The 12,512-nt window shown below is 66.9% G+C and carries 11 protein-coding genes; 3 read left to right on the top strand and 8 right to left on the bottom strand.

What is annotated here, in order from left to right; all coding sequences use genetic code 11:
* Positions 1-36 precede the first annotated feature (36 nt).
* Genes ACT4OC_RS26795 through ACT4OC_RS26785 form a run of 3 tightly spaced genes read right to left on the bottom strand, consistent with a single transcriptional unit; the run spans position 37 to position 2,991 of the window.
* The gene (locus ACT4OC_RS26795) at positions 37-1,137 is read right to left on the bottom strand and encodes a hypothetical protein (protein WP_444842061.1); all 1,101 of its coding nucleotides are present in this window, start codon (positions 1,135-1,137) and stop codon (positions 37-39) included.
* Entirely contained in the window at positions 1,130-1,552 is a 423-nt protein-coding gene (locus tag ACT4OC_RS26790) for a hypothetical protein (RefSeq protein WP_444842060.1), read from the bottom strand. The genes ACT4OC_RS26795 and ACT4OC_RS26790 overlap by 8 nt, the downstream gene beginning before the upstream one ends.
* Positions 1,553-1,605: 53 nt before the next feature.
* Positions 1,606-2,991, bottom strand: coding sequence for a TolC family outer membrane protein (locus ACT4OC_RS26785; RefSeq protein ID WP_444842062.1), 1,386 nt, complete (start codon positions 2,989-2,991; stop codon positions 1,606-1,608).
* A gap of 280 nt (positions 2,992-3,271) precedes the next feature.
* Between ACT4OC_RS26785 and ACT4OC_RS26780 the strand changes: the two genes are divergently transcribed.
* Positions 3,272-5,125: an acetyl-CoA hydrolase/transferase C-terminal domain-containing protein gene (locus ACT4OC_RS26780; RefSeq protein ID WP_444842059.1), complete on the top strand. Its 1,854-nt coding sequence runs from the start codon at positions 3,272-3,274 to the stop codon at positions 5,123-5,125.
* Between the two features lie 167 nt (positions 5,126-5,292).
* Here ACT4OC_RS26780 and ACT4OC_RS26775 read toward each other — a convergent pair whose 3' ends face one another.
* Together ACT4OC_RS26775 and ACT4OC_RS26770 are read right to left on the bottom strand one after the other, a co-directional pair.
* Positions 5,293-6,072 (bottom strand): enoyl-CoA hydratase, encoded by a 780-nt coding sequence (locus tag ACT4OC_RS26775; protein ID WP_444842058.1) that lies wholly within the window; start codon positions 6,070-6,072, stop codon positions 5,293-5,295.
* 118 nt (positions 6,073-6,190) lie between these two features.
* Positions 6,191-6,820 (bottom strand): hypothetical protein, encoded by a 630-nt coding sequence (locus tag ACT4OC_RS26770; RefSeq protein ID WP_444842057.1) that lies wholly within the window; start codon positions 6,818-6,820, stop codon positions 6,191-6,193.
* Positions 6,821-7,163: 343 nt separating this feature from the next.
* Here ACT4OC_RS26770 and ACT4OC_RS26765 point away from each other — a divergent pair, with 343 nt between their 5' ends.
* Both ACT4OC_RS26765 and ACT4OC_RS26760 read left to right on the top strand, forming a co-directional pair.
* Complete coding sequence (locus tag ACT4OC_RS26765) at positions 7,164-7,709, top strand: sigma-70 family RNA polymerase sigma factor (RefSeq protein ID WP_444842056.1); 546 nt, start codon at positions 7,164-7,166, stop codon at positions 7,707-7,709.
* Between the two features lie 2 nt (positions 7,710-7,711).
* Positions 7,712-8,350: an NrsF family protein gene (locus tag ACT4OC_RS26760; RefSeq protein ID WP_444842055.1), complete on the top strand. Its 639-nt coding sequence runs from the start codon at positions 7,712-7,714 to the stop codon at positions 8,348-8,350.
* 141 nt (positions 8,351-8,491) lie between these two features.
* On the opposite strand, the gene ACT4OC_RS26755 is transcribed toward ACT4OC_RS26760, so the two are convergent.
* The 3 genes from ACT4OC_RS26755 to ACT4OC_RS26745 are packed head-to-tail and all read right to left on the bottom strand — an operon-like array spanning position 8,492 to position 12,488.
* Positions 8,492-9,415: a hypothetical protein gene (locus ACT4OC_RS26755; protein WP_444842054.1), complete on the bottom strand. Its 924-nt coding sequence runs from the start codon at positions 9,413-9,415 to the stop codon at positions 8,492-8,494.
* Between the two features lie 14 nt (positions 9,416-9,429).
* Positions 9,430-10,755 carry an HlyD family type I secretion periplasmic adaptor subunit gene (locus ACT4OC_RS26750; protein ID WP_444842053.1) on the bottom strand — a complete coding sequence of 442 codons (1,326 nt, stop codon included), beginning with the start codon at positions 10,753-10,755 and terminating at the stop codon, positions 9,430-9,432.
* Positions 10,752-12,488: a type I secretion system permease/ATPase gene (locus ACT4OC_RS26745; RefSeq protein ID WP_444842052.1), complete on the bottom strand. Its 1,737-nt coding sequence runs from the start codon at positions 12,486-12,488 to the stop codon at positions 10,752-10,754. Before ACT4OC_RS26745 ends, ACT4OC_RS26750 begins: the two co-directional genes overlap by 4 nt.
* Positions 12,489-12,512: the final 24 nt, after the last annotated feature.

Genomic DNA, 12,512 nt, shown 5'->3' with positions numbered 1-12,512 from the left:
GCGCCTGCGATCCGCAGCGGCATGCGCAGCCGTTCTCTAGTAGTCGTAGAAGTGCTCAATATTGGCACCCCGGGCCTTCAGCTCGCGATTGATGTCCACGAGACGGTCGATCCTAGCCTTCAGGCCGGCGCGTCGGAAGCCAGGTTTGGCGTCGAGATCGAGCGAGAACAGTTCCACGGCGTCCTTGACGGCGAGCGAGGCGGCCTTTGGCGCGATCACGGTGACCATGATCTCGCGGTTGCCGGCGATCTCGGCAAGCGAAATGCCGCGGTCGAGCAGGCCTTGCACGATCTCGGTGAAATCCTTGTAGCGCGGGATCTGCACCAGTTGCCATTGCGGTGACATCGCACGGACCTGTTTGATGCGCGGCTCGGCGGCCAGCACCTCCGGAGGCAGGGTTGCGGCCACCAGCATGATGTCGCGCGGCTCGGCGTCGCTGGAGGCGTCGAGGCCTTTCTGGATCAGCCAGGCATAGCCGATCTTGATGAAATACTCGCTGCCGAGGGCGACGCCGCGTTCGATCGTGCGGGCCGTGCTTGGCGTCGGCGTGGATATCGCCATGAAGCCATCGAGCTTTTCGCGGAACGGATATTTGTACCAGGGAACCGTGTAGAGAAAGGCGGCGTAGTCCTGCAGCACGACACGGGCATAGTCGTCCTGCGGCGTGCGCTTCTCGCCCCTGATCCATTCGAAGAGGCGGCCGATCGTGTTCTCGTAGAGGCCCTTGATGGCATATTCGATCGAGTAGCTGACGCCGATGATGTAGATCATCGTCTTCACTTCGGTGCGCGGCTCCGTGGTTGCGGGCACGGCGCGATTGATGGTGCAGAAGCTGCGCCAGAAGCCGAGGATGTGGCCAAGATAATTGAACCCGCTTTCGCTGCCGCGGTCGAGGAAGCGGCCGAAATCCTCGAAGGAGTAGACGATGTACCACTCCGGGAAGGTGAAGAAGGTGTTGTCGAGCTTGCGGCGATAGCCCTTGTCGTCGATCGCCGGCAGCGTGGTCGCAGGCGCCGCAGATGAAGCCGTAGTCTCGGTCGGCCCGCAGGTGCCCTCGATGTAGCCGAGCGGCAAGGCAACGGCGAGCGCAATGAAGATGACAAGCGCTTGAAGGAAGCGCCGCAAGCACCTACGCATGAGCGGCAGCTCGCGTCCGCGGCGCCAGCAGATAACCGATAAGGATCGCGACGCCGCCGAGCCCGAGATGCGGCGCGTTGGCGAAGAAGCGGGTCGACAGCGGCAGGTTGAGCACGCCGTTGATGAGGATGCCGAAGTCGAGATAGCCGCTGCCGGTGAGCAAGCCGAGCACGCCGTCGGCAAAGTAGAACGCGCCGAACAGCTGGAAGAACAGTTCGGAGGCGCGGCGCGAGGTCAACGCGGCGGCCGCCGCCCATAGCGCGGAGACCAGATGCAGCCCGTCGGCGTACCAGGTGCGGCGGAACAGGCCGAAGATCATGTCGTTCTGGTCGATGAAGGCGGGGATGTAGCCGGTCAGGATCACGAAGCCGAGCAGGGCGGCATAGCCCCATGCGCACAGTCTGATGATGTCCATTTCTCTCGCCTCATCGAATCTGCCGCGAGTGTAAAGAGCGGGGCGAAGGCGGTCTATTGCCCCGACGGCGTGCGCAGGCCGTGCCAGGCGTCCCGCACCTGGTGGTAGTGCACCTCGGGCAGGTAGTCCGGCGTGTTCAGATTGAGCGTCTTGACGTCGAGCCGGCCGATGGCGCTGAGCAGGGTGAAGGAGGCGATGACGCGGTCGCGCTGGGCGCCGATCAGGCGCGCCTTGGCCTGGATCAAATCCTGCTGCGAGTTGAGCACGTCCACGGTGGTGCGCTGGCCGCCGGCGGCTTCCTTCTGCACGCCCGCCAGCGCGACGGTGGCGGCGCGGACCTCGGATTCGGCGGCGGACACGGCGATCTTGGCGCCCTCATTGGCGACCCAGGCGCTGACCGCGGCGGTGCGGGCCTGGTTGCGGACCTGCTCCAGCACCATCCGGCTTTGCGAGGCCAGCTCCTTGGCCTGGCGGGTCTGGGAAGCCGCGGTGCCGCCGTCATAGATCGGCTGGTTCAACTGCCCCATCACCGATGCCTGCTCGGTGCCGCGGGTGCCGAGCGTCGGGTCGTTGTCGCGGCTTTTGCTGGCACTACCCTGCACGGTGATGGTCGGCAGCAGGCTGCTCTCGGCGACGCGGATCGTGGTGGAGGCGACGTCGACGTCGAAGCCCGCCGCCATCACGGCGGGGTGCTGGTTGAACGCGAGTTGGGTCGCATCCTCGCGATTGCGCGGACCGAAGCGGTCGACGGTCTGGGCCGGCTGCAGGCGCGAGGGCGGATTGCCGATCACCTGGGCATAGGTGGCCTGGCTGATCGCCAGCGCGACTTCCGCGGCGTTGAGATCGGAAAGGCCGCGGTTGAGGCGGGATTCCGCCTGGGCGGTATCGGTCGGGGTGACGTCGCCGGCATTGAGCCGCTTCTGGGTGATGCTCTGGGTCTCGCGCAGGAAGGCGACGTTGGCGCGCTGGGCTTCGACCAGCGACTGGTTGGCGAGCACGTTGGTGTAGGCCGTGACCGCATCGAGCAGCACGCCCTGGCCGACATTGCGCAGCGCCTCGCGCCCCGCGCCGACCTGCAACTCCGCCACCCGCACGCTGTTGGCGGTCCTGAAGCCGTTGAACAGCACCTGCGTGACGGTAACGCCGATCTGCCAAGGCTTTAGCGTCGCCGATTGCACCGTATTGTCAGGCAGGAGATTGCGCACCTGCTGAAGGCCGGCGCTCAGAGTTGCGACGATCTGCGGCCGGTAACCCGCCAGCGCCTGTGGAACATTTTCGTCCGTGGCGCGCTGGCGCGCCCGCTCGGCGTTCAACAGCGGATTGGTCTGGTAGGCCCGTGCCAGTGCGTCGGGCAGGCTCTCGGCGGCGGCCGGCACGACGAAGCCGACGCAAACGAACACGCCAAGGCAGATGCCCGACCGAAGCACGCGCCGTGTCATGTCGTGACCAACGCTGGCGTCACGCTGCTCTACCATCTGAACCTGCAAACCAACCCCACAAAGCCGTCCGCCCCCGCCGCCGGCTTCGTCACATCTACCCGTTTACGGGGAAGCCTCGCCACTGACAAAGGGCCGCGCGACATCTGCACATCAAATCAGTGCTTGGCTGTTGCCGGTTCGTCACAGACGAATCCGCTGCTCAAATCGGCTATAGCCGTGGGTCTGCGGACCACACGATTCCGTGAGCCGCTTCGTTCATCCTGCCGCGGGTCTTGTTCACATGCCAAAGCTGTTTTCGGAACCCGAGGCCGTCGTCGACGAGATCATCCGCGACGTCGGCAAGAACCTCATGGTCGGCCTGCCGCTCGGGCTCGGCAAGGCCAACCACATCGTCAATGCGCTGTATGCACGGGCGGCCGCCGATCCCTCCATCAAGCTGACCTTGTTCTCGGCGCTGACCCTGGAAAACCCGAGGCCGGCAAGCCTGCTGGAAGCGCGCTTCGGCACCCCGCTGGTGGAGCGGTTGTTCGGCGGCTATCCGGATCTCGCCTATGTCGCGCCGCTGCGCGCCGGGAAGCTGCCGCCGAACATCGAGGTGCTGGAATTCTTCTTTCTGGCGGGGCGGTGGCTGCGCGTGCCGTTCGCGCAGCAGCACTACATCTCGGCGAACTATACTCATGCCGCCTCGTACCTGCTGGAGCGCGGGCTCAATGTCGTGCTGCAGTTGGTCGCCAAGCGCGTGGTCGACGGCGAGACCCGCTATAGCCTCAGCTGCAACACCGACATCACCCTCGATATCATGCGCGCGCGCAGCGAAGGGCGCGCCGCGTTCAAGCTGATCGGCCAGGTCAATTCCGAGCTGCCGTTCATGCCGGGGCCGGGGGACTTGCCTGCGCAGGAGTTCAGCGCGGTGCTCGACAGCCCCGCGACCGATTTTCAGCTGTTCGCGCCGCCGGCCGAGCCGGTCAGCGATACCAAGTACGCGATCGGCCTGCATGCCGCGAGCCTGGTGCGCGACGGCGGCAGCTTGCAGATCGGCATCGGGCAGGTCGGCGATGCGCTGGCGCAGGGGCTGATCGTGCGCCATCGCGACAATGCGCGGTTTCTGGAAGTGATGGCGCGGCTCGCGCCCTCAGTGCCGCCGTGCGAGACTTCCACCTTCGACAAGGGTCTCTATGGCGTCAGCGAGATGGTATTCGAGGCATTTTTCGGCCTGATCGAGGCCGGCGTCCTGAAGCGCGCGGTCGACGGCATCATCCTGCATGGCGCATTCTTCCTCGGGCCAAAGGACTTTTACCGCAAGCTGCGCGAGATGAAGGGCGAGGAGATTTCGCGCATCTGCATGATGCCGGTGTCGTTCACCAATGAGCTCTACGGCGATGAGGAAGCAAAACGCCGGGCGCGGGTGGACGCACGCTTCGTCAACAATGCGATGATGGCGACGTTGATGGGCGCGGCGGTCTCCGACGGGCTCGAGAGCGGGCAGGTGATCAGCGGCGTCGGCGGGCAGTACAATTTCGTGGCGCAGGCCTTTGCGCTTGCCGGCGCGCGCTCGCTGCTGACGCTGGAGGCGACGCGCTTTGTTGGACGCAAGGCGCAGTCCAACATCCGCTGGTCCTACGGGCACGAAACCATCCCGCGGCATCTGCGCGATGTCTTCGTGACGGAGTACGGCATCGCCGACGTGCGCGGCAAGTCGGACGCCGAGGTGATCGCGGCGATGCTGGCGATCGCGGATTCGCGCTTCCAGGACGAACTGGCGCGGCAGGCCAAGGACGCCGGCAAGCTGCCGAAGAGCTTTGAAATTCTGGCGGCGCATCGCGAGAACTTTCCGGAGCGCATTGCCGCGGCACTGAAGCCGGCGCGCGAGGCGGGGCTGTTGCCGGCATTCCCGTTCGGCAGCGATTTCACCGAGGTCGAAAAGCGGCTGATTCCGGCGCTGCAATTGCTGCAGGCCGCGCAGCGCACGCCGGCGCAATTGCCGGGGCTGTTATGGGAAGGGCTGACGCGAACGCCAAATGCCGACGACGGGGAATGCCTCGCGCGGCTCGGCCTCGACCGGCCCAAGACCCTTGCCGAGCGCTTCTATCGCGCGCTGGTCAGCGCGGCGCTGGCGCGGAGTCGGGCGAGCTAGCTCGGTGGACCGCAGGGCCCGGACACAAAATCGCGAAAACAACCCCATGCAAAGTAGCGGCGCTGGCGCGGGCAAAGTAGGGTGGGCAAAGGCGCGGAAGCGCCGTGCCCACCTTCGACGGTACGCTCGTGAAGGTGGGCACGCTTCGCTTTGCCCACCCTACGAAATCACCGGTTCTTGTTCACTGGCTTGCGCTTCTCGATGAAGGCGGCCATGCCTTCGGAGCGGTCTTCCAGCGCGAAGGTGGCGTGGAACAGGTTGCGCTCGACGTTGAGCCCCTCCGACAGCGGCGTCTCGAAGGCGCGGTTGACCGCCTCCTTTGCCATCGCCGCCGCCGGCTGCGACATCGAGGCGATCTTTTCCGCCGCCGTCATCACCTCGCTCATCAACTGGTCCGCCGGCACCACGCGGCTGGCCAGGCCCGAGCGCTCGGCCTCGGCGGCATCCATCATCCGTCCGGTGAGGCAGAGGTCCATCGCCTTGGATTTGCCGACGGCGCGGGTCAGGCGCTGGGTGCCGCCGATGCCGGGAATGGTGCCGAGCGTGATCTCGGGTTGGCCGAACTTGGCGGTATCGGCCGCGATGATGATGTCGCACATCATGGCAAGCTCGCAGCCGCCGCCGAGCGCATAGCCGCTCACCGCGGCGACGGTCGGCTTGCGGCAGCGCGCGATGCGGTCGCCGCCGATGGCCGCAAAGTCCGACGAGAACATGTCGATGAAGCCCTTCGGCTGCATCTCCTTGATGTCGGCGCCGGCGGCGAAGGCCTTTTCGCTGCCGGTGACGACGATGCAGCCGATCTTCTCGTCCGCCTCGAGGTCGTCGACGGCGGCGGCGATCTCGCGGAACACGCCGAACGAGAGCGCATTGAGCATCTTCGGCCGGTTCAGCGTGATGACGCCGACCGCGCCCTTGGATTCGACGATGATGTGCTCGAACGTGCTCATGGGCCACCCCGGTTGAAAATTTGGGGCGACATTGCCCGCTGCGGGCCGGAGCATCAAGGGGCCCGGACACGCCCTTGACGGGCGCGCCGGGAGTTGCCGGGAGTTGGAGGGTAAGCGGCTACGCCATGAACATGCGCGCGGCGGACGCAATCGTCAGCAGCGCGCCGAAGGCGATGAATATCTTGCCGATCAGCGAAGTCTGGTCCCAGGTCGAGGTCTCCTCGACGACGGCAGGCTTTGCCTGGACCGCGGGCTTGGCGGGCGCGACCGCGACGGTGGTCTGCGACGGCGGGGCAGGCTCCTGCAGCGCCTTGTCGACCTCGTTGAGCTGGTCGGCCTGGACCACCTGCATGGTGACCGCGCCTTGCCCTTCCGCCGGCTGGTCGGACGCCAGCAGGGCATTGGCGCGCGCGGTCATGGCGCGCGCGGTGTCGTCGGAGACCTCGCCCATCCGCGCGTTGGCCTCGGCGACGGAGGCAGGAAGCTCGCCGGGCAAGCCGGCCTCGGCGACCTCTGCGGTCTCTGCCGGCTTTTTCTCTTCGGAGGACTTCTGCGCCGTGCGGGCATGTTTGCCGTGAGCGTAGCGCTTGTAATAGCGCACCTGCTTCACCTTCTTCGTCGTGCCGACATTTTCGGACTTCGTCTCGGCGGCGCTGGAGGCCGCCACGGTCCAGCTCATGCCTGCCACACACACGAGCAGCCCGGTGGCTGCTATCAACGCCACGCGCCCGCCGGCTTTGATGGTCATTGCTGGTCTCCCCAATTGCCCATCCCCGGCGCAAGAAAAGACCGGCCTGCGTGTTCGCAGCGCGGCGAAAACTGGGAATCTTCGGGCAACACCGGGCGAAATCGCGGCGGCATGCTTGGCGCGATGTGCTTCTTGCGCGTGGAGAATTTCGGGTTCCCGCGGCCCGGTGCGTACAGTCGCAATCGGTGTTATGAGCCTGCTCGGCTGCCTTCCGCGGCGGCCCGCCGATTCTCGTGGCCAGCCGGCTTGCCTCGCGAGCCTTCCGGTCTATCACGAATTCGTGATCAAGATTCGGCGACGTAACAAATTGAAAGATCGACCGAATTGTCAGGTGGAGCGCGGTTTGCGCGAACGTGAGGACGAATGGACCGGCCTGATGCGGCTGGCCATTTCAGGCGACGATGGGGCGTATCATCGCCTGCTCAGGAGCGTCACGCCGGTGCTCCGGGCCGCGGCGCGCCGTGGCTTGTCGCGGGCAGGGCAACCGATCGATCAGTCCGAGGACATCGTGCAGGATATTTTGCTGGCGGTGCATTTGAAGCGGCATACCTGGGATACGAACGCCCCGTTCGCGCCCTGGCTGTTCGCGATCGCCCGCAACAAGCTGATCGATTCGCTGCGCCGCCGGGGCCGGCGCGTGTTCGTCGACATCGACGATTTCGCCGAAACGCTGGCGGGCGAGCCGGCGCCGGAGACCGCACCCGCCGGTGAGGTCGCAGCCCAGCTCAACGCGCTGCCGGCCCGGCAGCGCGACGTGCTGCAGTCGATCGCGGTCGAAAGCGCCTCCATCAAGGACACCGCGAAGAAGTTCTCGATGAGCGAGGGCGCCGTGCGCGTGGCGCTGCATCGCGGTCTTGCGAGCCTGACGGCCAGGCTGAAGGAGCCGTGAGAATGGACACCGAGCAGCTCATTCGCACGCTGGTATCGGACAATTCGCACCGCGCCCGCCCGGTCGGCTACGTGCTGATGCTGGCGCTGCTGGCGGCAGCCCCGGTGTCGCTGATCATGTTCTTCGGCGAGCTCGGTTTCCGGCCGGACATCATGACGGCGATGCGCAACCCGTTCTTCGACCTGAAATTCGCGGTCACGCTGGCGCTGGCAATCTCGGCGATCGCCGTCGCATTGCATCTGTCGCGGCCGGAAGCGTCGCTGCGCGGTTTTGGCTGGTATCTCCTGATCCCGGCCGGGCTGCTCGCGGCCGGCATCAGCGCCGAGATGATGATGCCGCAGCGGGTGCCGATGATGACGCGGCTGGTCGGCAGCAATTCGAAGATCTGCATGACCGCGATCCCCGCGCTGTCGCTGCCGCTGCTGATCGCCGCGCTGATCGGCCTGCGCCACGGTGCGCCGGCGCGGCCCGCGCTGTCGGGCGCGATCGCGGGCCTGTTGTCTGCCGGGTTTGCGGCGACGCTTTACGCCTCGCATTGCACCGACGACTCGCCGCTGTTCGTCGCGTTCTGGTACACGCTCGCCGTCGCGCTCGTGGCCGCGGTCGGCGCGCTGGCGGGATCGCGCGTGCTGAAATATTAGTCGAAGGCGTAATCCACCGCATTGCCGTATCGAGAACGAACCTGCGGAACGGCGGGTTACGCTTCGCTCACCTCACCTAATCTAATCTAATCTAATCTAATCCGCCTCACGGTCGCGCCCAAGCCACGTCAAAGCACTCCCTCAAAAATGATGCACGCCTAGTGAGGAGAAGGCGCCGTCGTGGGGGTCGTGACCGTCGAGCGTGGGCTGGCCGAGGAAGCCGAGCTGCAGCGGCTGCGGGTGCAGCAGCGTCATCGGGATCGCGCCGCCGGTGTCCAGCCATGGGGAGTCCTGCGGGTACGCTGTGGATTCGGCGGCTGGGTGAAGCGAGCCCAACAGGTTTGCCGCGAGCGGTTCGATTGTTCCGGTGGGATCGGGATCGTGGCTGAGGCTCGGGGCCGAGCCGGTCAAGCCGTCGGTGAGATGGGTGAGGGAGCCCGTAAGCTGTGAGGTGAGGTCTCCGAGCGCCGCGCCGAGATGGGAGATCGTCTGCGTCACCGTGGCGAGCGTGTTGTCGACGATGCCGGTGACGGTCTGCACGATCTGGTCGATGGTTCCAGCGAGATCGAGTGGCGCCGGCGCGTGCGCATCACCGAGGCTGCCCGTGCCCCGAGAAAAGCCGTGATCCGGCGCATCCCTGTCGTTCCACTCTGATGGTAACGAGCCGAGCAGGCCGTGGATCATCGCCGCTCCGCCGGGCGCGCCAACCGGCGCGCTGTCCGCCATCGCTTCCGCGTGTAGAGCCGCCGGGGATTCGTCCGATTGCGTCAAGGGCGCGTCGGCATGCTGCTCGGCCTCGCCCGCCGCGCGATCGGGCGATGATGAGCCCGGCGGCGCAAAATCGGGCAGTGGGGATGGCAGCGACGTTACAGGTTCGGACGGAAGCTCCGCCGGGATGGCGCGCGCGCCCCCGTCGCCGTGCGGATCTGCCGATGCGATGCCGGAGAGCAGGCCAAGTAGCATGGTGCCGGCCGTGGTGCCGAACGCGACCGTTTCTCCGGCGGCGATGTGGCGTGCCCGCTCGGATTCCCCGGCGCGGCGGCTTTCCTTCTCCGATCCGGCCATGAGCAGTCTCCTCGTCAGTGTTCGCGGAACGCGCGCGTGAGCTCGTCCCGCAGCGGGCCCAGCAGATATTCGAACAGGGTACGCGGGCGAGTTGGCACGATGATCTCCGCGGGCATGCCGGCCTGCAGTTCGACGCGCGACTTCCTGACGTCGTTGGGATCGAGCATCACTTCCAGCTGGTAAAAGGCCTCGCCGGACCTCTCGTCGGTCAGGCGGTCGGCGGAGACAGTCTTGATCGTGCCGAACAGCCGCGGCCGCTCGAAATAATTGACGGCGGTGAGGCGCACCTCGGCGCGGTGCCCGGCCGCGACGTCGTTGATGTCGGACAGTTTCAGCCGCGCATGCACCACCAGCGGGTTGTCCGACGGCACGATGTCCATCAATTTCGCGCCGGGCTGGATCACGCCGCCCTCGGTGAAGATGTCGAGACCGACCACGGCGCCGGTCGCGGGCGCGGCGACGCGGGTGCGGGCCACCACGTCGGCCGCGGCCTCCATCTTCGGCAACAGCTCGGCGAGTTTCGTTTCGGTCGACCGCAGCTGGTCGGTGATCTCGCTGATGCGCGCGCGATCGGACTTGGCGATCTCCAGCTCGTTCTGGGCGATCTGCTGTTGCATGCCGGCGATGCCGGCCTGCTGGCCGCCGATCTCGGCCTGCAGGCGCGCGCCCTCGCGCTGCAAGGCGAGGATGCGGGTTTTTGGCGTGTAGCCCTGCGAATACAGATGCTGGGCGCCGCCAAGCTCGTCGTTGAGCAGCTCCTGCTGCTTCTCGGTGCCGGCAAGCTGCGCCTTGGTGCCGCCGATCTGCGCCTCCAGCTCGGCGATCTTGCCGCGGAGCACGGCGGTCTGGGCGTCGAACTGATGCTGGCGCGCCGCCATCATCGCCGCCTCGTTCGCCATGGCCTGGCGCACCGCGGGTTTGCCTGCATTATCGTGCAGCGCGCGGTCGAACTCCGGCGCCTGCCGGCCATCGCGTTCGGCGATCAGCCGCGCTTCGGCCGCGAGCGCGGCGTCGCGCTCGGCGGTGAGCACCTCGAGCTTGGCGCGGGGATCGCTGTCGTCGAGCGTCAGCAAGGGCTGGCCCTTCTCGACCCGGGCGCCGTCGCGCACCAGCAGCTGGCGCACCACGCCGCCATAGGGATGCTGCACGCTCTGCCGGCGCCCCTCGACCTGGAGGTTGCCGGTGGCGATGGCCGCGCCCGAGATCGGGGCGAGCGTGCCCCACAAGGTCAGCGCCGCGGCAAAGGCGGCGATGACGGCGGCGCCGGCCAGCGCCGGCCGCTGCGGCCGCGCGTAACGGACGCGATCGAGAACCGAAAATTCCTCGTCGACGGCGGTCATGACGCCTGCCTCGCGGCCGCCCGCTGCTGCAGCGAGCGATAGATCTCCTCGGGCGGGCCGAGCATCTCCAGCACGCCGTCGCGCAGCACCATCATCGCATCGACGACGTCGAGGATGGTGGTGCGATGGGTGATGACGATGACTGTGGCGCCTTCGCCCTTGGCCTGCAGCAGCGCCGCCTTCAGCGCCTCCTCGCCGGGACCGTCGAGATTGGCGTTGGGCTCGTCGAGCACGAGCAGCGGCGGACGGCCGAGCATGGCACGGGCGAGCGCAAGGCGCTGGCGCTGGCCGCCGGAAAGTCCGACGCCGCCGGGCCCGAGCCTGGTGTCGTACTGCCCGGGCAAATCGAGGATCATCTCGTGAATGCCGGCGCGCGTGGCTGCATCGATGATCTCCTCGGTCGAGGCGTTGCCGAAGCGGGCGATGTTCTCCCGCACCGTGCCGACGAACAGGCCAACGTCCTGCGGCAGGTAGCCCACGAGGCGGCCGAACTCGAGCGGATCCCAGTGCGAATAGTCGAGACCGCCGAACCGCAGCCGGCCTCCTGCCGGCGCGATGGCGCCGACGAGGGCGCGCGCCAGCGTGCTCTTGCCGGAGCCGCTCGGCCCGACGATGCCGAGCGCCTGGCCGCTTGCCAGATCGAACGACAGGCTCTTGATGACCGCTTCGCGGCGCGAGGGGAGGGTGCAGCGCAGGTCGCGCGCCTCCAGCGCGTTGCGCGCACGCGGCACGATGGTGCGCGGTGGCGTCAGGTCGACGGCTTCGAGCAGCTCGCGCACCTCGGCGTAGGCTTCGCGGGCGCCGATGAACTGCTTCCAGGTCGCGACCGCCTGTTCCACCGGCACCAGCGCGCGGCCCATCACGATGCTGGCGGCAAAGATCGTCGCCGGCGCGATCGTATGGTCGATGGCAAGCCAGGCACCGGTGCCGAGCATCAAGGATTGCAGCAGCAGGCGAAAGAAGCGGATCGAGGCCGTCATCACCGCGTTCTTGTCGCTGGCGAGCGCCTGGCGCAGCAGCATCGAGGAGCGCTGGCTCTGCCAGTTGCGCTCGACCGCCGGCTGCATGCCCATGGCGCGGATGACGTCGGCATGGCGCAAGATGTTCTCGGTGAAGACGTAGGACTGGTTGCCGGCGACCTCGGCCTGTTTCAGCGGGTCGCGGGTCAGCGCCTCGTTGAGCCCGGCAAGGGCGAGCAGCAGCATGGCGCCGATGCTCGCGACCGTGCCGAGCAGGGGATGGATGAAGAACAGCAGAAGCAGGTAAATCGGGATCCACGGCAGGTCGAAGGCGAAATAAATGCCGGGGCCGGTGACGAAGGTGCGAAACTGATCGAGGTTGCGCAGTTGCTGCGCGCCGCCGGAAGAGCCGCGCGCGGCCGAGCGAACCACCAGCGCCTCGAACACGCGGCGCGATAGCTCCATGTCGAGGCGGATGCCGCAGCGGATCAGGATGCAGGCACGCACGGCATCGAGCGCGGCCATGGTCAGGAGCGCGACGGCGAGGATGAGCGTGAGCAGGACGAGAGTGGCGATGTTCTCGTTGAGCAGGACGCGGTTGTAGACCTGCATCAGGTAAAGCGGAGAGCTCAGATAAAGCAGGTTGATGGCGCTGCTGAACAGGCCGGCCCACATGAAATGCGGCCACAACGCGATCAGCGCCTGGCGAAGGTCGTCGATCCGTCGTCCGGGCGCGACGGTTTCGTCAGCGACGGTCAGCGAGCATGCCGGCATGCGTCAGCGTTCCCCGTATCAGTC

The organism is Bradyrhizobium sp. (assembly GCF_052389815.1).
Taxonomy (GTDB): domain Bacteria; phylum Pseudomonadota; class Alphaproteobacteria; order Rhizobiales; family Xanthobacteraceae; genus Bradyrhizobium.
This window is presented reverse-complemented; position numbering and strand designations above follow the sequence as displayed.

Bases quoted from the DNA above. Each gene is read 5' to 3' on its own strand.
- ACT4OC_RS26795 (WP_444842061.1), bottom strand. From the start codon at position 1,137: ATGCGTAGGTGCTTGCGGCGCTTCCTTCAAGCGCTTGTCATCTTCATT.
- ACT4OC_RS26790 (WP_444842060.1), bottom strand. From the start codon at position 1,552: ATGGACATCATCAGACTGTGCGCATGGGGCTATGCCGCCCTGCTCGGC.
- ACT4OC_RS26785 (WP_444842062.1), bottom strand. From the start codon at position 2,991: ATGACACGGCGCGTGCTTCGGTCGGGCATCTGCCTTGGCGTGTTCGTT.
- ACT4OC_RS26780 (WP_444842059.1), top strand. From the start codon at position 3,272: ATGCCAAAGCTGTTTTCGGAACCCGAGGCCGTCGTCGACGAGATCATC.
- ACT4OC_RS26775 (WP_444842058.1), bottom strand. From the start codon at position 6,072: ATGAGCACGTTCGAGCACATCATCGTCGAATCCAAGGGCGCGGTCGGC.
- ACT4OC_RS26770 (WP_444842057.1), bottom strand. From the start codon at position 6,820: ATGACCATCAAAGCCGGCGGGCGCGTGGCGTTGATAGCAGCCACCGGG.
- ACT4OC_RS26760 (WP_444842055.1), top strand. From the start codon at position 7,712: ATGGACACCGAGCAGCTCATTCGCACGCTGGTATCGGACAATTCGCAC.
- ACT4OC_RS26755 (WP_444842054.1), bottom strand. From the start codon at position 9,415: ATGGCCGGATCGGAGAAGGAAAGCCGCCGCGCCGGGGAATCCGAGCGG.
- ACT4OC_RS26750 (WP_444842053.1), bottom strand. From the start codon at position 10,755: ATGACCGCCGTCGACGAGGAATTTTCGGTTCTCGATCGCGTCCGTTAC.
- ACT4OC_RS26745 (WP_444842052.1), bottom strand. From the start codon at position 12,488: ATGCCGGCATGCTCGCTGACCGTCGCTGACGAAACCGTCGCGCCCGGA.